We start from the raw sequence: 20,371 nt of genomic DNA, 5'->3' as shown, positions 1-20,371 counted from the left end.
GGGTTTCGAGCGTTCCCTGCTCGGCGTGCTCTATCGGCCGGCCGGGACGATGCGTTAGAGGATTCTCATGGATGCCCGCGGCATCCCGCCCCCTCCCCGTTGCACGGCCGCCCCGGAGTGCGAGTCGGCACCGGGAAGCCCCGCGGGGCGCCTCACAGGTCGACGTCGAGCAGGATCGGGATGTCGCCGCGCATCCTCGGCACCCGGCGCAGGGCGGCTATCTGGCCGTGCAGCTCGTCCAGCACGTCCCGCAGCTGCTGCATCCGCTCGTCCTGGCGCGCCAGCAGCGCCCGCGCACGGTCGGCGAACTCGGGTGGCAGGGCCGTGTCCGGCGGCGTCCACGTCCGCGGTGCGGCGGCGTCGGCGAGGTCGTGCTCGAAGCGGTCCAGCAGCGCTTCCCACCCGGCGTGGGTCATGAAGCCCGGCCGGCCGTGGTGGCGGCCGCCGCATGCCAGGCGTCGCGCAGCGGTGCCACGATCTCGCCGCACGCGCGGGTGCGGTCGGCGTCGCGGGCGACGTTGGCGCCGATGAGCGTGCGGGTCAGGAACGTGTACAGCGCGCGCAGCCCGGCGCTGCCGTCCCACACGTCGGTGAGCGAGGCCGAGAGCTCCGCGATGATCGCCTGCGCGTGCTGCAGGTTCGCGTTCGCGGTGGCCCAGTCCTCGCCGCGCTGCGCGGCCTCGCCGCGCTGGATGTCCAGCAGCAGCCGATCGTAGAGCATCGTGACCAGGCGTTCGGGCGTGGCGGAGAGGACGGCGTCGTCGCGGTACCGCTGCTGCGCCTTCGCCGCGGCGTTCACGAGCCGGACCCCTTCTGCGCGGTGGGCAGGCTCGCCAGCTGTGAGGTGAGGTACGAGGACTGCGACTGCATCTGCGAGAGCATCGTCTCCAGGTGCGCGTACGTGCGCTGCAGCGTCGCCTGGCGCTGCTCGAGCCGGACGTCCCACCGCGCTATCTGGTCGCCGAGCGCCGTGACCTCGTTCTGCTGGCCGACGATGCGGGCCGTCAGCATGCCGTCGTACTTGTCGGAGTACTGCGTCGAGACATCCTGCACCCGTGCCGCGATGCCAGCGAACAGCGCCTGCGTCGCCTCCGGGTCGGCCGCCGCTGCCGCGGCGAACGCGTCCCTGTCGAACGAGAGCACGCCGTGGCGGTCGATGGAGATCCCGATCGTGGACGGGGAGATGCCGTTCACGGGGCGCTGGACCGCGTCGGCCAGCGCCTGGCGCAGCGCGCGCACGGTGCTGTCGCCGGTGAACACGCCCAGCGTCGTGGTGCCGCCGGGCGCGTCGGGCACCGTCGCGGTGGATCCCTTGTCGATTCGGGTGAGGATCGAGGCGACGCCGTTCACGAAGTCGCCGGCGGCCTTGCTGCGGGCGTTCTGGTCGACGGCCACCTGGATCGACACCGGGTCGGGTGAGGCGGCGGAGACGGTCACGTCGACGCCCGGGAACAGGCCGGTGACAGTGTTCCCGGACGACGTCACTATCTGCTCGGCCGCTGTCCCCGCCCACAGCCGCAGCTGCGCGTCCGCGCCGACGGTGACCACCGCGCCCCCCGGGGCGGTGGCCACGTCGGTGGCGGTGCCGGCGGCGACGGCGGCGGCGTCGCCCCGGTAGACGCGGAAGGCGCCGGCCTGGCCGGTCTGGTCCGCGGTCAGCTGCAGCCGGTACGTGGTGTTCCCGTCGACATCCGTGCCGGCGCGGACGACGGTCGCGGTGATGCCGGTGCCGGCGGCGGTGATGGCGCGCGCGACATCCTGCATCGACGTGGATGCCGCGGTCACCTCGACCCGGTCGCCGGCGGCGTTCTCGAGCGTGAGCACGGGCGGATCGTCGGGCCAGGCGGCGGATGCCGCGGTCACCACCGTGTGCGCCCGCGCGACGCGGTCGACGACGATGTCGGCTGCGGTGGGCGCGGCGCCGGCACCGGCGGTCACCGTGACGGCGGACGAGGACGCGGTGGCGGTGAAGAACGTGAGCGCGGTGGCCCCGGATGCCGTCTTCGACTGATCGGCCAGGGTCTGCACCGCGGAGTTGAGGGACTGCAGCTGTGTGATGATGCCGTTCGTGTCGTTCTTCTTCGACGACAGCAGATTGCGGGGAATGGCCTCCACGTCCATCAGCGACTTGATGAGGGCCGTCGTGTCGAGGCCCGAGACGAGGCCGTCGATCGAGAGTCCCATGGGCATCCTTCCGCGTCAGATGGGATGGGCGGCTCCGGGTCTGCCCCGGAGCCGCCTGGTGTCTCAGCGCAGCAGCTGCAGCACGCCCTGGTTGGCCTGGTTGGCCTGGGCGAGCATCGCGGTGCCGGCCTGCGACAGGATGTTCTTCGCCGTGAACTTGACCATCTCCGACGCCATGTCGGTGTCGCGGATGCGGCTCTCGGCGGCCGAGAGGTTCTCCGCGGACACGTTGAGGCTGTTGATGGTCGACTCGAACCGGTTCTGGATGGCACCCAGGTCTGCGCGGGCGCCGGAGATCGAGGTGATCTGCGTGTCGATCAGGGTGATCGCCGCCGCGGCACCGGTGGCGGAGCTGAAGTCCAGGCTTCCCGCCGCGATCTGGGTGCTCGCGCTGAATCCGGTTCCGGACGTGGCATCCGTTCCGGCGGTGCCGCCACCGACCACCGACGCGCCGGTGAGCGAGGACACCACCAGCTGGTTGCTGTCGTTGACCCGCGCGTTCAGGCTGCCGTTGAAGCTGCCGCTGCTGTTCAGCGCATCCGCGACGTCCTGCACCGTCTTGTAGGTGCCGGCGGCACCCAGCGTGACGTTGACGGTGCTGGTGCTGCCGTCGGCGTTCGTGATGGAGAACGCCTGCGCGCCGGTGACGGTGGTCGGCGTCAGGACGTCGAACTGCGCGCCGCCCGAACCCACCGACAGCGACGCCGCGATGCCCTTGACGTTCGCGCTGGACAGGTTGACGCCGATCTGGCTTGCCGCGTCGCCGTTGGCACCGACCTGGAACGTCAGGTTCGCCGACCCGTCCAGCAGCTTGATGCCGTTGAAGTTGGTCGCGTCGCCGATGCGGCCGAGTTCGGACACCAGCTGGGTGGCCTCACTCGTGATCGCTTCACGGGACTTCGCGTTGTTCGAGTCGTTGCCTGCCTGCACCGACAGATCCCGCAGACGCTGCAGGATCGAGTGGACCTCGGTCAGGGAGCCTTCTGCGGTCTGGATGACCGAGATGCCGTCCTGGGCGTTGCGGGCGGCGACGTTCAGGCCGTTGACCTGCGAGCGCAGGCCCTCGGAGATGGCGAGGCCGGCCGCGTCATCCGCTGCCCGGTTGATGCGCAGACCGCTCGAGAGCTTCTCGAGTGACTTGGACAGGTCGTTCTGCGTGCTGGCGAGGTTGCGGTAGGCGTTCAGCGCCGACACGTTCGTGTTGATCTGCATACCCATGGTGTTGCTCCTCCGTGATGGGGTACTCGAAAGCCCATCCGTGGGCTTCCAGAGACACCTATCGGCGCAGCATCCATCCCCGTTAGCCGCGGGGCGGGGCGATCAGACCGCGATCGAGATGCGCGGGCGCAGCGCGCCGCCGATGCTGTCGCCGCCGATCTCGACCATCCGTGCGAAGAACGCCTCCCGCACCGGCGCCGACACCCGGGAGACGGGCGCGGGTGCGGCCCCGTCGGCGAAGTACTGCTCGAGCGCGTCGCGCAGCAGCCGGACGGCCTCGGACCGCTGCTGCGACACAGCGGAGTGCGAGACGCCCAGGGCTCCGGCGATCTCCTTGACCGGGCGCTCGTCGATGTACACGGCCTGCACTATCTCGCGCATCCGCTCGGGCAGCGCGAGCACCGCGCACTCGAGCACGTGCCGGCGTTCGGCCAGCAGCGCGGATTCCTCGGGCAGCGGCACCGTGCCCGCCAGGTCGCGGGCGGCGGGGTCGTCCAGAGTGGTCACGATCCGAGCGGCGTCGGCCAGCGCCTCGGACACCTCGCCCCGGGGGACGCTCATCGCCGTCGCCACTTCGTCGACGGTGGCGACGCGGCCCAGGGCCGCGGTCAGCGTGTCGCGGACGGCGACGGTCTCCTTGATGCGCTTGCGGATGCCGCGGGACGCCCAGTCCATCGCCCGCATCTCATCCGCGAAAGCGCCGAGGATGCGGCGCCGGGCATACGCGCCGAAGGGTACGCCGAGGGTCGGGTCGAACGCGTCGGCGGCCGTCACCAGCGCCAACGCGCCGACACTGGCCAGCTCTTCGCGCGGGACGTGCGTCGCGCGGGCGTGCGTTTCGGCGGCGAGGTAGCCGACGAGGGGCAGATTGTCTTCGATGAGGCGGTTGCGCTCGGCTCGCGTCTGCATCCGGACTCCAACTTCTCGGCTGTCCCCTCACACAGCTGGATGTCCCCAGATCGCCGCGGCTCCGTGGGGAGCCGCAGAATGAGATTCTCCCGTTTCCGTGGAAAATGAGAAGATCCTCATCTTGCTCGATAACCATAGAGGAAAGCCGGTCGATAGGACAAACAAGAACCGCCGCACGGGGCGGTCGCTCTTGGGGAGTTGATGCACCGCCGAACCGGGTGGGCTTTTGCTGGGGAAAGAAGGAACCGATGGCAACCAACGAGCTGTCCATGCGCCTGTGGCATGAGCGGGAGCTGCTGGAGATGCTGTTGTTCAAGCTTGAGGTGCAGCAACTGCTGCTGGCATCGGGGAACGGCCGCTGGATGCACCTGGCGACGCGTGAGATCGAGCAGGTGCTGGACCGGTTGCGCACCACGGGCATCGCGCGCGTGGTGGACGCGTCCGCGGTCGCCGAGGAGTGGGGAGCCTCCGAGTCGGCGACGCTGCGCGAACTCGTCGAGCATGCCCCCAATGCGGCCTGGCGCGACGTGTTCGCCGACCACCTGCGCGTGCTCACCCAGCTGGTCGCCGAGATAGGGCAGCTGCGCGACACGAACGTGCAGCAGCTGAACACCGTGATGCGCGCCACCCAGGAGACCCTCACCGGGCTCGGCACTGACAGTGGCGAGTACACCACCGGCGGCGCCCGCGCCCGCGACGATGCCGCCCGCATCGTCGACACCGAGATGTGATCGGAGCAGTATGTCGACCTTCAGCGGATTGACCGCGGCCGCCTCCGGCCTCGCCGCCGCCCGTCGGGGGATGGATGTCGTCGGCCAGAACATCGCCAACCAGACCACCGAGGGGTACACCCGGCAGCGCGTGACCACGCACGCTGTCGCCGCGATAGCGCAGGCCGGACGCTTCTCCACGGGAGCGGTGCCGGGGCAGGGCGTCGCGGTGGACGGCATCGCCCGGCTCGGCGATGCGCTGCGCGACGCGCGGGTCCGGGACACCCTGGCGGCATCCGGATTCTGGTCGACACGGGCGGTGGCGACCACGACGGCGGAGACCGCGCTCGCCGAGCCGACCTCCGATGGACTGGCCGCGCGGCTGTCGGCGTTCTGGGCGGGCTGGCAGGATCTCGCGAACACGCCGGACTCAGGCGCCGCCGCTGCCGTTGTCCTGGATTCCGCGCAGGAGCTGACGGTGCGGCTCGCCGACGGATACCGAAAGGTGGCCGCACAGTGGAGCCAGGCGCGCGCCACCGTCGACCGCACGGTCAGCCAGATCAACACGGCCGCCGATCAGATCGCCGACCTGAACCGGCAGATCCGGGATGCCGTGGCCTCCGGCCGTACAGCCAACGAACTCGTCGACCAGCGGGGTCTGCTGGCGCAGAGCGTCGCGCGGATGGCCGGGGGAAGGGCCACCGTGGAGGCTGACGGGACGTTGACCGTGCGGATCGACGGCAACGCCCTGGTCTCCGGCGTGGACGCGCGGCACCTCGTCGCAAGCGGCCCGACCTCCGTGGACAGCGCCGGCCGCGTGTCGGTCGCGTGGCAGGATGCCGGCTTCCCGGTGGCCGTCGCCGACGGGGAGCTCGGGGGGACTCTGGCCGTGCTGGCACCCGCTGCGGACGGGGGCCCGCTCGCCCAGCTCGCGGAGGCCTACAACGGGGTGGCCGCGACGCTGGCTGCAAGGGTGAACACGCAGCACCGGGCGGGGGCGACGACATCCGGTGCGCCCGGCGCGGACTTCTTCTCGATCGCCGCGACCGGCCCGGCGGCGCTCGGGCTGGGCGTCGTCCCGACCTCGGCGGCGGATCTCGCCCTTGCGGCGCCAGGCGCTGGCGCGTTCGACGCGACGAACGCCGACGCCCTCTCGCAGTTGGGCATCGGCCCCGGCTCGCCGGATGCCGTATGGGCCGACCAGGTCCTGCGGTTCGGGGTGTCCACGGGCGCCGATGTGCAGCGGGCGCGGCTGTCCGAGTCCGCGGCTGTCGCGGCGGCGTCGGCGCAGCAGTCGGTGGCTGCCGTCGACGGCGACGAGGAGACGGTATCCCTTGTGACCTATCAGGCCGCCTACCAGGCTTCGGCGCGGGTGCTCAGCGCCATCGACGAAGCCCTCGACGTGCTGATCAACAAGACCGGCATCGTCGGACGATGAACGAAGGAGCACCATGATTTCGCGTGTGACGGCATCCGCCATGACGCAGTCGGCGATGCGCCACCTGCAGGCGAACCTCACCCAGCTGTCCCGCCTGCAGGAGCAGGCGACATCCCAGCGCGCGTTCACGAACCCGTCCGACGACCCCGCTGCCGCCGCCACCGCGCTGCAGGTGCACGCGCAGCAGCAGCGCAACGACCAGTACGCGCGCAACATCGACGACGGGATGGCGTGGGTGACCACCGTCGACAGCGCCATCTCGTCGTCGACGTCGCTGCTGCGCCGCGCCCGCGACCTGACGGTGCAGGGTGCGAACGACGGCGCCCTGGATTCGACCGCGAAGGAGTCGATCGCGGTCGAACTGGAAGGCATCCGGGACGAGCTGCTCGCGCAGGCCAACACCAGCCTGCTCGGCCGTTCGGTGTTCGCCGGAACCTCCGACGCCGGCGTCGCCTTCGATGCGGCGTTCGGGTACACGGGGGCGCCGGGTTCACAGGTCGTGCGTCGCGTCTCCGACGGGGTGACCGTCCGGGTGGATGCCGACGGTTCGGCGGTGTTCGGCACCGGCGCCGGCTCGGTGTTCGCGCTGCTGGACTCGGTGGTCGCCGACCTCCGATCCGGGACGAACGTGGGCAGTCACCTGACCGCGATCGACCAGCGCATGACCGCTATGCTCGGGGCGCAGGGCGCGGTGGGCGCCCGACAATCGCAGATCGAGCGTGCCAAGGAGGCCGCTGTGGACAACTCCGTCTCGCTGGAGGCGCGCCGGGCCGCCGTGGAGGACGTCGACTCGGTCGAGGTTCTGGTCCGGCTGCAGGCGCAGGAGCTCGTGTACCGCTCCGCGCTCGCCGTGACCGGACGGGTTCTCCAGCCGTCGCTGATGGACTTCCTGCGGTGAGCGTCACCCTCTCCTTCGTCGCCCCGCCGCCCGGATTCGACCCGCACACGGCCTTCACTCTCGCCCCCGTCGACGGTGCGGACGGGCTGTTCGTGATGAACGCCGACGGGCAGGAGGACCTGCGCGTCTACCTCGTCGATCCGCAGACGGTGATCGAGGGGTACGCTCCGACGCTGAGTGACGACCACGTGACCGAGCTGGCTCTGGGGACACCGGATGACGTGATGCTGCTGGTCGTGGCGCGCCCCGGCGGCGAGGGCGTGACGGTGAACCTCATGGCGCCCGTCGTGGTGAACCGCGTCACCGGCGCCGCGGCGCAGGTCATCCTCGAGGACCAGGGCTACCCGTTGCGGGCGCCCCTGGGCTGACGGCGCGGCCGTGTCGCAGAAGATGCGGGCGGGATGCCGCGCAGGTCGCGCTTTCTGAGACGCGTTGTCGAGTGACATCCATTGCTGGGGATTGACGCGTCGAATCCTTGCGGCGCCGACCCGGTCGCAGAAGATGCGGGTGGGGCGCCGCGCAGGTCGCGTTTTCTGAGACACGTTCGTGGTGTGGTCGCAGAAGCTGAGGGTGGGATGCCGCGCAACCAGCATCTTGTGCGACACCAACGGGGCCGCAATCAGCTCCGCCTCACCGCACGCCGCCCGCCATTCCCTCGCAAAGGAATCCCAGGCGCCGCAGTGCCTCGGTGTTGCGCCACCACAGCAGAAGGTCCGGCAGGACCGGGACCAGGCGGGCGGGCCCGCTCACGGCGGTCTCGGTCATCCGCACGAGCGATCCCCGAGCAGAGGGCGTGACGTCGATGACCACGCGCGCCGTTCCGATCAGGCCCCCGCGCGCCTCCACGGCGAAGCGGTGCGGAGGTCGCCACTCCAGGCTGGTCGTCGTGCCGTTGATGAGCACCGGCCACGTGCCGACCGAGTGATGAAGGCGGGTGCCCGGCGACGGCCAGCCGGCATCCACGTTCCGCATTCGGGCCGCGGCGACGACCCAGGCAGGGTAGAGCCATCCGTCGGCCAGCACACGAAAGACGTCGTCGGGGCTGCACCGCAGCGTTCGCTCGTTGACGGACATGGTGCTCCTCGTGGCCCGGCGATCGCGGTCGACCGCATGTCACCGCAGTGAACCCGTCGCAGGCGGCTCCCGGGAACCGGGTTGACAATGCCCATCCGGCACCCGCGTGCACAGGCAATGGCCGTCATCCGATGCGGTGCATCGACGCCCGGATCCCCACTCTCGACCGGTTGCCGGAACAGGTCTAGCCTGACCTCAGGCGGGTGATCCTGCCCGTCCCGGAAACGAGAAGGCGGGTACCGGATGGACGCGATGATGATGGGCGCCATGACCGACGACATGATGTCGATGCCCGGCATGGCCGCGATGGACATGAGCATGATGCAGGAGTGTATGGACGCCTGCTCGGCCTGCGAGCAGGCGTGCACGGTGTGCTCGATGCAGCTGATGGACTGCGCGCCGGCGTGCATGAACTGTGCCGACATGTGCAGCACCACGATGCGCGCGATGCTGCGCATGCAGGGGATGACGCCGCCGGCCATGATGGCGATGCTGGACGCCTGCATCGCGATGTGTCACGCGTGCATGGACGCCTGCATGCGTCACGCCGAACACAGCGAGGTCTGCCGCATGTGCGCGCAGTCGTGCAAGGCGTGCATGGATGCGTGCAGCAAGATGCGCGACGCCATGCCCGCGACGGCGTGACACTGCACTGAGGTCCCGGATGCCGCGCTCGGCGGCATCCGGCGTCGAGGCTACGCGGCCGCGACGTTGTACTGGATGCGGCCCACGGCCAGCACCCCGTACCGCGGGTGCAGGGCGACCGGCGTGCCCGGGGCGACCTCGAGCGCCGCGCCACCCGCGTTCCACACCGTGTGCGACGCGCCGTCCAGCGTCGCGATGGCGATGACGCCGGACGCGGCATCCACGGCGGCCACCAGGCCATCGACCCACTCCGCCGGGGTGGCCGACGCCAGCCGCGCCTGAATCAAGTGCAGGGCATGACCGGGCGCGAACGAGGAGCACACGTCGCCGTGATCGCACATGCATGCGACACGCTCCGGCACCTCGAGGGGCGTCAGGCGGGTCAGCGGCGTGGTCACAGCGGTCTCCTTCTTCTCGGATCCTTCGAGGGTAGGAGTGCCGCGACGCTGCGTGAAATGCGTCGTCACGTGAGGAAACACGCATCCGCGGGTGGATGTCGAATGGCGGAAGCGACGCCGGCGGCGAGCACGGCGACGGAGAAGCCCGGCCCCCCGAGCGGACTCCGCCGTCGCCCTCGCCGTGCCCCGACCGCCTTACCGGTCGGGCACGAACCCTTCACGCTGGGTCGCCTCGTCCGCCACGCGGACGCCATAGCGGTAGACCATCTTGCCGCCCAGCCATCCCGAGAACGACAGCGCGACCAGGCCCACGATGGTGAGGATGAAGCCGATCACACTGATGCGTTCGGGCTCCGTGAGCCACCGGATCAGCAGATTCACGAGGAACAGCGCGGTGACCGCGAGGTTCACGGACAGATGGATCATGACGGTGCGGCGCGCCCGAGTGCCATGGGTGATGTGGGACGCGTCGATGAGTCCGAACACCGCCGCCAGTGCGGCCCCGATCAGTCCGATCAGGATCAGGACCCGGGATGCGACGGCGTACGGGGTCGGGTCGTCGGCGACGAATCCGATGATGTCGAACACGAACGACGCCACCCACGCACCGATCGGGACTGTGACCAGCAGGGGATGGATCGGATGGCCATACGGCCCGGCGAGCGGGTTGGCGGGGCGCTTTGCCCTCATCTGCGGTGTGGGCTCCGTCTGCGGTGTGAGGTCGTCCATGTGTCCTCCGTCGGTGTGCACCCGAAAGGTAGCGGCGCTCCCGTCTGCACGCCCAGGGGGTTGACAGCACGCGTGGGGCGTCCGCGAGTGTCACCGGGAAGCGCGCGAAGATCTCCGACATCCCGCCCAGGTGAGTCGCTACACTGACCCCGGAACCGGGGGTGCCTGTGACGTGGGGGATCGTGTTCGACCTGCTGGGCACTTTCTTCTTCGCGATCTCGGGGAGCCTGCTGGCCGCGCAGCGCGGCTTCGACATCGTCGCCTCGCTCCTGCTCGCATCGCTGACGGGGCTGGGCGGGGGTGTCATCCGCGATCTCGTCATCGGGACGCCGCCGGCCGCGTTCGCGCAGCCCGTGCACGTGATCCCGCCCGTCGCCGCCGCGACCCTGGTGTTCTTCCTCAGCGGGACCGTGCAGCGCTACTCGCGGGCACTGCTGGTGTTCGATGCAGGTGGGCTGGCCGTCTTCTGCACGACCGGAACCGTCACCGCGCTCAGCGCCGGGATGAACCCGGTCGCCGCGGTCCTGCTCGGCGTGACGACGGGGGTCGGCGGGGGGTTGTTGCGCGACGTCGTGGCCAACCGCGACCCGCAGCTGTTCAACCCGAACGACCTGTACGCGGTACCCGCGTTTGTCGGTGCAGCGCTGATCGGGACGCTCTGGATCGTGGGCTGGTACGGCCCGGTGACCCTCGTGGCCGTGACGGTGGCGGTCTTCGCGTTCCGCGTGCTGTCGCTGCACTTCGGCTGGCGCATCCCGCACGCACGAGGGCCCTGGCCGCGCCACAGGACCTAGGCGTATCGTGACGCCACGTCCGACTCCAGGAGGGGCATCCATGTCTGCATTCGAACAGCTCCCCGAACGGTATGAAACCATCCGCGCCGACCAGGAGCAGACCTACCGCGACCTGCATCGCCATCCCGAGCTCTCCCACCAGGAGACGCGGACCGCTGGGAAGGTCGCGCAGCGCCTGACCGCGTGGGGATGCCGCGTCGAACAGCACCTCGGCGGAACGGGCGTGGTCGGGGTGCTCTCCAACGGCGACGGGCCGACCGTCCTGATGCGCGCCGACATGGACGCCTTGCCGGTGTACGAGCAGACGGGGGCAGCATATGCGAGCACGGTCGAGGCGACGGATGCCGCCGGGCACCGCGTTCCGGTGATGCACGCTTGCGGGCACGACGTGCATGTGGCGTGCCTGCTCGGTGCGGTGCGGTTGCTCGCGGCGCACTCGCAGACGTGGCGCGGAACAGTGGTCGCACTGTTCCAGCCCGCCGAGGAAACCGGGGACGGGGCCCGTGGCATGGTCGACGATGGACTGGCCACACGCATCCCGGCTCCCGATGTGTGCATGGGCCAGCATGTCCTGCCCGGCCGCTCCGGCCATGTGGCGACACGCGTGGGCCCGGTGCTGTCGGCCGCCGACAGCATGCGCGTGACCGTGTACGGTCGCGGCGGGCACGGGTCGATGCCGCAGAACACCATCGACCCCGTTGTCCTCGCGGCGATGATCGTCGTTCGTCTGCAGACCGTGGTGGCCCGCGAGGTCGCACCCATCGAGCCGGCCGTGCTCACGGTCGGATCGATCCGCGCCGGTTCCAAGAGCAATATCATTCCCGACGAGGCGGTGCTCGAACTCAACATCCGCACCTACACGGAGCAGACCCGCCGACGGGTGCGGGATGCCATGGTCCGCATCGTGCACGCGGAGTGCGCCGCCAGCGGGACGACTCGCGAACCCGACATCGAGGTGTACGACAGCTTCCCGCTCACGGTGAACGACGCTGCGGCGACGCAGCGGGTGGCCACCGCATTCGCCTCTCATTTCGGCGAGCGCGCGGGTGACCTCGCGCTGCAGACGGCGAGCGAGGACTTCAGCGACATCCCCCGCGCGCTGGACGCGCCCTACACCTACTGGGGCATCGGCGGGACCGACCCGGCGCAGTGGGATGCCGCGGAGCAGGCCGGAACGGTGGCTGCGACAGTGCCCGCCAATCATTCGCCGCTGTTCCTGCCGGTGATTCAGCCGACGCTGCGCACGGGTACCGAAGCGCTCCTGGTGGCGGCCGGAGCCTGGCTCGCAGCGTGAGCACCGGCGCCGTGCGGATCGGCACCTCGGGCTGGAGTTATGACCATTGGCGGGGCATCCTCTATCCGCCGGGCACACCGTCGGCGCGGCGACTGGAGGCATATGCCGCGCAGTTCGACACGGTCGAGCTGAACGCCAGCTTCTACCACTGGCCGCGGGCGGCCACGTTCGCCGGCTGGCGCGGCCGGGTTCCGGCCGGGTTCCTGTTCGCGGTGAAGGCGCCGCGGGGGCTCACCCACGCACGACGGCTCCGCGATCCCGGCGAATGGATGCCACGGCTGGCCGAGGGCATGGTGGCGCTCGGCGACCGGGCCGGGTTCCTGCTGTTCCAGCTGCCCGCCACGCTCGAGCGCGACGACGAGCGTCTCGACGCGCTGCTGGGCTGCGTCCCCGCTGGGATCCGGGCCGCGGTGGAGCTGCGGCATCCCTCCTGGAACGACGACGCGGTGTTCGCACTGCTGGAGCGCCACGGCGCCACCTACTGCGTCGCGAGCGGGGCCGGCATGCCGTGCGTGCCGCGCGCGACGACGGAGGACGTGTATCTGCGGTTCCATGGGCCGGACGGGCAGCACCTGTACGTCGGGTCCTACCCCGAGGCCGAGCTGCAGCGGTGGGCGGCGCGCATCGCCGGCTGGCGCGCGGCCGGGCTCGGCGTGGTGGCGTACTTCAACAACGACATCGGGGGTGCCGCGGTGCGTGACGCGCAGCGGCTGCGCGCCCTCGTGACGTGAGCGGCGCGAGGCGGAAGGGCGTGCGTGAACGGGCGACGCACGTCGCGACACGCCGGTGAATACCGGCGCGTCGGTGCCTGACGCGATAGAAATGTTCCGCACTCACGACGCGGAACCGCATCGTGACCGATGTCGTCTGCAGAAGGAGTAGTCTTGACCATGCTTCACGCCATCCGGCTCGTCCGTGACGGCCGAGTGTGCGGCGAAATAGCGCACTGCGTGAAGTCACTCGTCTTCAAAGACCCGTTGGCGTCGCTCCCAGTTCTTCGCGATGCCCGGCCGCCAGCCTGCTGAGTTCTCGCAGAGCCTGGTCTGCTGTGCCCCGTTGCCCCCAGCGACGGGGCACAGCGCTTTTCACGGTCGAGGCGCGTGATTTCGGATCAGGGACGGTCGTTGACCGCGGACGGGCCGGTGGACGGGTTGTCCTCGTCGGCCGGTTCGCCGTCGGTCGTCGGCATGTCGTCATCCTGGAACTGTCCGTCCGGCAGGCTCTCGCTCGCCGGCTCCGGGTCGCCTTCGATGTCGTCGGGACGCTTGTGCACGTTTTCGTCGCGGGATCGGAAGAAGCTGGCGTCGTTCATGGGGCCCTCCTGAGGTCGTCCTCATTCGAGCGCGTCTGCCGTCTCGCGGGGAAGGGGATGACGCCGCGCGGCGCGGCGGCTATCATCGGCCGGCGCGCGTGCCGCGGCCTACGCTGGAAGGCGCCGCCTCGGCCGGAAGGACACGATGACCGCTCTCATCCCGCTGACGAATACCCCCCGCGACTATGCGTGGGGTGCGATCGACGGCGTCGCCCGGGCCCTCGGCTGGGCGCCGTCCGGCGGCCCGGAGGCCGAGCTGTGGCTGGGCGCGCATCCGCTCTCGCCGGCCGCGCGCGCCGGAGGTGACGCGGCCTGGGACGACCTGGCCGGGTGGGAGGCGGCGACCGGCGCGCGCCTGCCGTATCTGCTGAAGCTGCTGGCCGCGGCATCCCCCCTCTCGCTGCAGGCCCACCCGACGGCCGCGCAGGCCGCCGCGGGCTTCGCGCGCGAGGAGGCCGCCGGCATTCCGCTGACGGCGCGCGAGCGCAACTACAAGGACCCGAACGCGAAGCCCGAGCTCATCGTCGCTGTCGACGCCGGGTTCGAGGCGCTATGCGGGTTCCGGCCGGTCGATGAGACCGTCGCTCTCATCGACGGACTGGCCGACGCATCCGAGGCGCCGGAGGCGCTCGCCGGGTGGCGGGATGCCGTTGCCGCCGGCGTCCGCGAGGGTTTCGCGTGGCTGCTGTCCGGCGCCCCCGAGGTCGACCGCGCGGTCGCCGTGGCGTCGGCGACAGCGCAGGTGCACCCGCGCCGATTCGAGCTCGTCGACCGGCTCGCGCGCGCGTACCCGGGCGATCCCGGCATCCTCGTGGCGCAGATGCTGCACCACGTCACGCTCGCCGCCGGCGAGGCGCTGTGGCTGCCGGCCGGCAACATCCACGCGTACCTGCGCGGCACCGGGGTCGAGCTGATGGGCCCGAGCGACAACGTCCTGCGCGGCGGGCTCACCCCGAAGCACGTCGATCGCGACGAGCTGCGCAGCGTGCTCGACGTCACGCCGGGGCCGGTCTCGCGCCTGAAGCCGGTCGCGGTCACCCGCCACGTCGTCGCGTACCGGCCGGCGTCGGTCGCATCCGGCGCGGACGTCGGCTTCGAGCTGCTGCTGATCACCGGCGACGCGACGGTCCGCACGGGCTCCGCCGCGATAGCGCTCACCGTCGAGGGAACGTTCACGCTCGCCGTCGACGGCTCGACCGCAGCGGTCGCCCGCGGCGACATCCTGTTCGCCGACGCCCCCGGCGAACTGGCGGTCACCGGCGCCGGTCGCCTGTTCGTCGCGACCGGCCTCTGAGCGCGCGAGCCCATATTGGGGCGCATTCCTGCAGATGACCCTGCACAGATGCGCCCCGAATGCAGGTTTCCGCCCCGAACCGGATGCTGCTGCATCCCCGGCCGCCTCGGCGTAGTCTGCGAGCGTGGCCACGCAGAGCACCGACGTGTGCATCGCCGGCGGGGGACCGGCCGGAGTCATGCTCGGCCTGCTGCTGGCCCGCGCGGGCGTCGACGTCGTGGTCCTCGAAAAGCACCCCGACTTCTTCCGCGATTTCCGCGGCGACACCGTGCATCCGTCGACGCTCAATCTCATCGACGCGCTCGGGCTACGCGCCCGCTTCGACGCCATTGCGCACACGCCGCTGGAGCGACTGGATGTCGTCCTGAACGGCATCCGGATCCACGCTGTCGACTTCGCGTCGCTGCCGGCCCCGAACCGGTCGGTCACGCTGATGCCGCAGTGGGACCTGCTGGACCTGCTGGCCGACGCGGGGGCGCAGCATCCCTCGTTCCATCTGCGCATGGATGCCGAGGTCACCGGCGTGATCGAGCGCGACGGCCGCGTCACCGGCATCCGGACCCGGGACGGCGACGAGATCACGGCCCGCCTCGTCGTGGCCGCCGATGGCCGCACGTCGACGGTGCGCCGCGCACTGGGGCTCGTGCCGCGGGAGATCCCCGTCGACACCGACGTGCTCTGGTTCCGGGTGCCCCGCCCGGCGCGTCCCGTGCCGGACACCCTCGCCTGGGCGAACCGGGCGGGCCTGGCGATCACGATCCCGCGGCCCGACTACCTGCAGTGCGCGCTGCTCGTGCCGAAGGGCTCCCTCGACGCGCTGCGCGAGGCCGGCATCGGCGCGTTCCGGGAGCGCGTCGGTCGAGTCGTGCCACGGCTGGCCGACGTGGTCGGCGCCATCGGCTCGTTCGACGACGTCAAGCACCTGAACGTCCAGATCGACCGGCTGCCGCGGTGGTGGCGGCCGGGCGCGCTGTGCATCGGCGACGCCGCGCACGCCATGTCGCCGGTGTTCGGCGTCGGCATCAATTACGCCGTCCAGGATGCCGTCGCCGCCGCCCGCGTGCTGATCCCCGCGCTGCGACCCGGCGCATCATCCCCGGCGCGGACGACCGCGGATGCCGTCGACGCTGCGTGCGCGGCGGTGCAGCGGCGGCGGGCGTGGGCCACGGCGACGATGCAGCGCGTCCAGCGCGCCGCGCACCGGTTCCTCGGCACCGGGCAGGTGGCGCGCCTGCTCGACAATCCGCCCACCCGGACACAGCGCGCCGTGCTGCGCGTCGCCCTGCCGCTGCTCAGACCGGTGCTGGCACGCGTGGTGGGGTACGGGTTCCGACCGGAGCGACTGTGATCGCGGGTCGGATGACGGGTGCGGGCCGGTGCACGGCGGTCGCGGGCGATCCGGACGCCGTGACCCGCGGCATCCACCAGTCGGCGTCCGTCCAGCGGTCGGCGTCCTCGGCGCGGACAAGGCGCGGCAGGTAGGACGGCACGGCCTCGCGGCGGTCGCGCACCGACGCGTGCAGGACCGCGTCATCGGGGATGCTGCGCCGCCGCGGGATCAGGAGGTTCCACGCCCACGAATTGGCGTGCAGCGGGGCCCGCATGGCGAACTCCCGCTCGACGGCGCAGTAGCGCCGGTAGACCGCGGCATGGTTGCGGTCGCGCAGCAGCAGCCGATCGCTCACGCCGTCGAACACCCACTTCAGCGCGATGGTGGCCAGCTCGTGGTCGGCGAACGTGCCGCCCACGTCGCAGTGCACGCCGGGGAACCAGACCTCCTCGAAACCGTCGCGGCGATCCACCGGCAGGTAGCGGAACGGCCGGCGCGCCTCGTCGATCGACACCGCGTGCCGCAGCCGCTTCACGTTCCACAGCGAGCACGTGTCGGGCCAGTCCAGGCTGCCCAGGCCCGCGAACCACGCCTCGACGGTGTCCCACACGCCCAGGTACTCGACGGGGATCGCGTGGACATCCCGCAGCAACTCGTCGGGGACGGATGCCGCGAACCCGCCGGTGGCGGCGGAGACCGGCCGTCCGGTGGTGCCCCAGCACAGCGCGTCGGCGAACGCCTTCGCCTCGCGGGCGCGCCGCGCGACGGCCTTCCGGCTCCCGGCGGGCTTCACATACTGCGCGACCGCGTAGTCGACGAGGTGCTCGGACCCTGTGCGCAAGAGGCCCGGCCGGGCCAGCAGGGCCGCGAGGGCTCGCGCGGTATAGGCGCCGCGGCTGAACCCGAAGATGTAGACCCGGTCGCCGGGGCGATAGTGCTCGACGAGCCAGCCGTAGGCGCGGCTCACCTTCGCGCGCATGCCGAACCCGAACGCGAGTCCGCACACCTGCGACATCCACCGCTCGAGCGCGCCGTGGGCCGTGGCCGACGGAAGGGTGCCGACGCCGGGGTCGTAGTACGCGATCTGCTTCGCGGAATCGTCGAGGTCGAGCATCATGAACACCTTCGCGGCGTTCGTCGGATGGTGGTCGAGCTCGTTGCTCGTGCCGTCCAGGCACACCACGATGTTCTTGGGCCCGTCCGCACCGCTCATGGCAACCTCCCTGCTCACAGAGAAGACCTCGCCCGCCCCGCCCCTGATACACGCCGCGCCACCGCGAGAGTGCAACTGGCGGACGAGGGAGCGGGAACTTACCGCTCCCTCGGCGGTCAGATGCACTCTCGGCGTTTTCGCCGGGGTACCCTCGCGGGCCAGCGTGGCGTCAGCGCGCGGCGAGCACGGCGTCCCAGACGGCGTCCGCGACCGCGCGCTTGGATCCGGATGCCGCGGCCAGCACTGTGCCGTCGGCACCGAGGACGAGCACGTCGTTGGTCGCGGCGTCGAACCCGGTGCTCCAGCCGACCTCGTTCACGACGAGCAGGTCGCACCCCTTGCGAGCGAGCTTGCGGCGGCCCCGCTCCAGCAGTTCGTCGCCGTGCGCGGTCTCGGCGGCGAAGCCCACGACGAGCTGGCCGGGACGCCGCTGGCCGACAAGCTCGGCGAGCACGTCGACGGTCTCCACCAGCTCGATGGTGCGCTGCGGGCCGTCGGCGGACTCCTTCGTGAGCTTCGCGTCGGATGCCGCCGCGGGCCGGTAGTCGGCCACCGCGGCGGCCATCACGACCGCATCCGCCGCGGCCGCGGCATCCCGCATCGCGTCGCGGAGCTCCGCGGCCGTCCCGACCCGGACCACGGTCATGCCCGCGGTGTCGGCGAGCACGCCGTCCCCGGTGTGCGCCGCGACCAGCGTCACGGTCGCGCCGCGGTCGGCCGCGGCGCGGGCGAGGGCCGCGCCCTGCCGTCCGCTCGAGCGGTTGCCGATGTACCGCACCGGATCGATGGGCTCGCGCGTGCCGCCCGTCGAGACCGCCACGCGCACGCCGGCGAGGTCCTGCGGACGCCGCAGCGCGAGCGCGACCTCCAGGATCTGCTCGGGCTCGACCATGCGTCCGGGGCCGGTGTCGCCGCCGGTGAGTTCGCCCTCGGCGGGCCCGACGATGTGCACACCGCGGGCGGCGAGCGTCGCGATGTTGGCCTGTGTCGCGGGATGCCGCCACATCTCGGTGTGCATGGCGGGAGCGACGACCACCGGCGCGGTGGTGGCCAGTAACGTAGTCCCCAGCAGGTCGCCGGCCAGGCCCGCGGCCATCTTCGCGAGGGAGTCAGCGGTGGCGGGAGCGACGATCACGAGGTCGGCCGATCGGCCGAGGGCGACGTGGCGCACCTGCGGCACGTCGTCGTGCACGCTCGTGGTGACCGGGTGGCGGCTGATCGACTCCCACGTCGGCAGGCCGACGAACCGCAGCGCATCCGCGGTGGGGATGACGTGGACCTCGTGACCGGCCTTCACCAGCAGCCGCACGAGGTGCACGGTCTTGTACGCGGCGATGCCGCCGGTCACGCCCACGACCACGAACATGGCTCGATCCTCCCATGCGGCGGTGCACCGTGTGCACGGTGATCCTCTCGGTGCCCGCCGCGTCCGACCAGCCGGTGCGCGTGCTCGCGGTCCGCGACGAGGACCCCGCGCGCGCCTGGCAGCCGCTGGGCGCATGGTGGCCGGACCGGCCGGGCGTGGTCGGCGTGCGCGACGCCCGCGCGGGCGGGGCGTGGCTGGCCGCCGACGCGTCGGCTGGGCGTCTCGCGGTGCTCCTGAACCGCGCGAGCGGGCCGGTGCCCGACGGGATGGTGCAGGTGTCGCGGGGCGGGATAGTGCTGGATGCCGTGGCCGGCCGGCCGCAGCATCCCACCGCCGCGGTGCTCGGCTTCAATCTCGTGGACGTCTCGGCGGACGGGGTGCGGGTGCTCACGTGGGACGGGCATGCGCTGCGCGAGACGCCGGTCCCGCCCGGCGTGCACATGATCGCGCACGACGACCTCGACGACCCCCGGACATCGCGGATCACGGCGTGGCACGACGCGTTCGCGGATGCCGCGTCCGGCCCGGACTGGGAGCGTGCGTGGCTGGACGTGCTCGCCCGGTCGGCGCGCCTGGGCCCCGACGACGACCGCGCCATCATCCGCGACAACCGCGTGCACGGCTACCCCACGCAGTCGCTCCTGCTGTGCACGGCCTCGGTCGGGACATCCGTCGACGTGCGGTACGGCGAGCTGACGACGCCGGGGATGTGGAACGAGGTCGAGCTCGTCCCGCCGGTGTGACGCGTTTCGCCGCGCGACCCGCCTCGCAGAGAAATGTGCCTTCCGCCGAGCGGAGGGGATTCGCGCGAGCGGAGGACTCTCGGCGACGGAATGCCCTCGCCTCGGCGGAATGCCCTCCGGTCGAGCGGCGCGCGGATGTCGCGGATGGCGCGGACGGCGCGCGGATGGCGCGCGGCGCGGCTCAGAGCCGCCCGGTGCGGACGTGCTCGGCGGCGATCGGCCGATCCTCCGCCTCGTACCCGGCGACCACGCCGGCGCGGTCGGCGTCGGAGCGGTTCTGGCTCCACTTCGCCTTCGCGTCGACATCCTCGACCCGCATCTCCAGCCCGACTATCGCGCGCAGCTGCCCGGCCACGTATGCGTCCGGCGCATCCGTCACCGCCCACGGCTCGTCCCGGGTGCCCTCGTGCCGCTCGGTCAGCATCGTCACTGCCGTCTCCAGCCATGCCGGATCCTCGTGCACGGTCACCGGTCCGCGCAGGTGCACCGCGGAGTAGTTCCAGGTCGGTACCACCCTGCCGTGCTCGGCCTTCGCGGCGTACCAGGAGGGGGTCACGTACGCGTCCGGTCCGTACACGACGAACAGCCCGTCCGCGCCGTCCGCGATGCGCTTCCAGTGCTCGTTCGCGCGCGCGAAGTGCGCGACGACACGGTCGCCATCCCACAGGATCGGCAGGAGCGTGGCATCCGGCACCCCGTCGGCACCGGCTGTGATCAGCGTGCCGACGGCCGCCTCCCGGACGAAGGCCCGGGCGGCGTCGAGGTCGTCGATGCGGTTGAAATGCGGGACGTACATGTGTCGACACTACGCCGCGCGACGCC

General features: G+C 71.4%; 23 protein-coding genes. 11 read left to right on the top strand and 12 right to left on the bottom strand.

Going from position 1 to position 20,371, the window contains the following annotated elements:
• Positions 1 to 152: 152 nt before the first annotated feature.
• The 5 genes from GH740_RS12095 to GH740_RS12075 all read right to left on the bottom strand — a co-directional run bounded on the left by GH740_RS12095 (position 153) and on the right by GH740_RS12075 (position 4,311).
• On the bottom strand, positions 153 to 416 hold the full coding sequence (locus GH740_RS12095; protein ID WP_153746349.1) for a hypothetical protein: 264 nt from the start codon (positions 414 to 416) through the stop codon (positions 153 to 155).
• Positions 413 to 799, bottom strand: a complete 387-nt coding sequence (gene fliS, locus GH740_RS12090; protein WP_367641547.1) for a flagellar export chaperone FliS — start codon at positions 797 to 799, stop codon at positions 413 to 415. Before fliS ends, GH740_RS12095 begins: the two co-directional genes overlap by 4 nt.
• A complete protein-coding gene (gene fliD / locus GH740_RS12085) occupies positions 796 to 2,184 on the bottom strand; it encodes a flagellar filament capping protein FliD (protein ID WP_153746348.1) in 1,389 nt (462 codons plus the stop codon). The genes fliS and fliD overlap by 4 nt, the downstream gene beginning before the upstream one ends.
• A gap of 63 nt (positions 2,185 to 2,247) precedes the next feature.
• Entirely contained in the window at positions 2,248 to 3,402 is a 1,155-nt protein-coding gene (locus GH740_RS12080; protein ID WP_153746347.1) for a flagellin, read from the bottom strand.
• 102 nt (positions 3,403 to 3,504) lie between these two features.
• Entirely contained in the window at positions 3,505 to 4,311 is an 807-nt protein-coding gene (locus GH740_RS12075; RefSeq protein WP_153746346.1) for a sigma-70 family RNA polymerase sigma factor, read from the bottom strand.
• 248 nt (positions 4,312 to 4,559) lie between these two features.
• On the opposite strand from GH740_RS12075, the gene flgN reads away from it, so the two are divergent.
• Genes flgN through fliW form a run of 4 tightly spaced genes read left to right on the top strand, consistent with a single transcriptional unit; the run spans position 4,560 to position 7,725 of the window.
• Positions 4,560 to 5,042, top strand: a complete 483-nt coding sequence (gene flgN, locus GH740_RS12070; RefSeq protein WP_153746345.1) for a flagellar export chaperone FlgN — start codon at positions 4,560 to 4,562, stop codon at positions 5,040 to 5,042.
• A gap of 10 nt (positions 5,043 to 5,052) precedes the next feature.
• Positions 5,053 to 6,459, top strand: coding sequence for a flagellar hook-associated protein FlgK (gene flgK / locus GH740_RS12065; RefSeq protein WP_153746344.1), 1,407 nt, complete (start codon positions 5,053 to 5,055; stop codon positions 6,457 to 6,459).
• Positions 6,460 to 6,472: 13 nt separating this feature from the next.
• Positions 6,473 to 7,357, top strand: coding sequence for a flagellar hook-associated protein FlgL (gene flgL, locus GH740_RS12060; protein ID WP_153746343.1), 885 nt, complete (start codon positions 6,473 to 6,475; stop codon positions 7,355 to 7,357).
• A complete protein-coding gene (fliW, locus tag GH740_RS12055) occupies positions 7,354 to 7,725 on the top strand; it encodes a flagellar assembly protein FliW (RefSeq protein ID WP_367641546.1) in 372 nt (123 codons plus the stop codon). The genes flgL and fliW overlap by 4 nt, the downstream gene beginning before the upstream one ends.
• Before the next feature lie 262 nt (positions 7,726 to 7,987).
• Here fliW and GH740_RS12050 read toward each other — a convergent pair whose 3' ends face one another.
• Positions 7,988 to 8,431 (bottom strand): SRPBCC family protein, encoded by a 444-nt coding sequence (locus tag GH740_RS12050; RefSeq protein WP_153746342.1) that lies wholly within the window; start codon positions 8,429 to 8,431, stop codon positions 7,988 to 7,990.
• 243 nt (positions 8,432 to 8,674) lie between these two features.
• On the opposite strand from GH740_RS12050, the gene GH740_RS12045 reads away from it, so the two are divergent.
• Positions 8,675 to 9,076: a hypothetical protein gene (locus tag GH740_RS12045; RefSeq protein ID WP_153746341.1), complete on the top strand. Its 402-nt coding sequence runs from the start codon at positions 8,675 to 8,677 to the stop codon at positions 9,074 to 9,076.
• Positions 9,077 to 9,126: 50 nt separating this feature from the next.
• Here the strand turns inward: GH740_RS12045 and GH740_RS12040 are convergent, their stop codons facing one another.
• Entirely contained in the window at positions 9,127 to 9,474 is a 348-nt protein-coding gene (locus GH740_RS12040; protein ID WP_367641545.1) for a hypothetical protein, read from the bottom strand.
• Between the two features lie 195 nt (positions 9,475 to 9,669).
• Positions 9,670 to 10,203: a DUF2231 domain-containing protein gene (locus tag GH740_RS12035; RefSeq protein ID WP_153746340.1), complete on the bottom strand. Its 534-nt coding sequence runs from the start codon at positions 10,201 to 10,203 to the stop codon at positions 9,670 to 9,672.
• Between the two features lie 167 nt (positions 10,204 to 10,370).
• Here GH740_RS12035 and GH740_RS12030 point away from each other — a divergent pair, with 167 nt between their 5' ends.
• From GH740_RS12030 to GH740_RS12020, 3 genes are read left to right on the top strand one after another with little or no spacing between them, the layout of a single operon-like run.
• Positions 10,371 to 10,997 carry a trimeric intracellular cation channel family protein gene (locus GH740_RS12030; RefSeq protein WP_367641544.1) on the top strand — a complete coding sequence of 209 codons (627 nt, stop codon included), beginning with the start codon at positions 10,371 to 10,373 and terminating at the stop codon, positions 10,995 to 10,997.
• Between the two features lie 40 nt (positions 10,998 to 11,037).
• Entirely contained in the window at positions 11,038 to 12,291 is a 1,254-nt protein-coding gene (locus GH740_RS12025; protein ID WP_153746338.1) for an amidohydrolase, read from the top strand.
• Positions 12,288 to 13,022, top strand: coding sequence for a DUF72 domain-containing protein (locus GH740_RS12020; protein WP_367641543.1), 735 nt, complete (start codon positions 12,288 to 12,290; stop codon positions 13,020 to 13,022). Before GH740_RS12025 ends, GH740_RS12020 begins: the two co-directional genes overlap by 4 nt.
• Positions 13,023 to 13,402: 380 nt before the next feature.
• Here the strand turns inward: GH740_RS12020 and GH740_RS12015 are convergent, their stop codons facing one another.
• Positions 13,403 to 13,603, bottom strand: coding sequence for a hypothetical protein (locus GH740_RS12015; protein WP_153746337.1), 201 nt, complete (start codon positions 13,601 to 13,603; stop codon positions 13,403 to 13,405).
• Positions 13,604 to 13,748: 145 nt separating this feature from the next.
• On the opposite strand from GH740_RS12015, the gene manA reads away from it, so the two are divergent.
• Together manA and GH740_RS12005 are read left to right on the top strand one after the other, a co-directional pair.
• Positions 13,749 to 14,897, top strand: coding sequence for a mannose-6-phosphate isomerase, class I (gene manA / locus GH740_RS12010; RefSeq protein ID WP_153746336.1), 1,149 nt, complete (start codon positions 13,749 to 13,751; stop codon positions 14,895 to 14,897).
• A 124-nt stretch (positions 14,898 to 15,021) separates the two neighbouring features.
• Positions 15,022 to 16,245, top strand: coding sequence for an FAD-dependent oxidoreductase (locus tag GH740_RS12005; RefSeq protein ID WP_367641542.1), 1,224 nt, complete (start codon positions 15,022 to 15,024; stop codon positions 16,243 to 16,245).
• Here the strand turns inward: GH740_RS12005 and GH740_RS12000 are convergent.
• Positions 16,190 to 17,440 (bottom strand): DUF2235 domain-containing protein, encoded by a 1,251-nt coding sequence (locus tag GH740_RS12000; RefSeq protein ID WP_153746335.1) that lies wholly within the window; start codon positions 17,438 to 17,440, stop codon positions 16,190 to 16,192. The two genes, GH740_RS12005 and GH740_RS12000, sit on opposite strands and share 56 nt — an antisense overlap.
• 169 nt (positions 17,441 to 17,609) lie before the next feature.
• Positions 17,610 to 18,806, bottom strand: coding sequence for a bifunctional phosphopantothenoylcysteine decarboxylase/phosphopantothenate--cysteine ligase CoaBC (gene coaBC / locus GH740_RS11995; protein WP_153746334.1), 1,197 nt, complete (start codon positions 18,804 to 18,806; stop codon positions 17,610 to 17,612).
• Positions 18,807 to 18,820: 14 nt separating this feature from the next.
• Between coaBC and GH740_RS11990 the strand changes: the two genes are divergently transcribed.
• On the top strand, positions 18,821 to 19,549 hold the full coding sequence (locus GH740_RS11990; RefSeq protein ID WP_153746333.1) for an NRDE family protein: 729 nt from the start codon (positions 18,821 to 18,823) through the stop codon (positions 19,547 to 19,549).
• Between the two features lie 181 nt (positions 19,550 to 19,730).
• Here the strand turns inward: GH740_RS11990 and GH740_RS11985 are convergent, their stop codons facing one another.
• The gene (locus GH740_RS11985) at positions 19,731 to 20,345 is read right to left on the bottom strand and encodes an FMN-binding negative transcriptional regulator (protein WP_153746332.1); all 615 of its coding nucleotides are present in this window, start codon (positions 20,343 to 20,345) and stop codon (positions 19,731 to 19,733) included.
• Positions 20,346 to 20,371 lie beyond the last annotated feature (26 nt).

Origin of the sequence: Microbacterium sp. SYP-A9085 (assembly GCF_009649635.1) — a bacterium.
Classification (GTDB): Bacteria; Actinomycetota; Actinomycetes; order Actinomycetales; family Microbacteriaceae; genus Microbacterium.
This window is presented reverse-complemented; position numbering and strand designations above follow the sequence as displayed.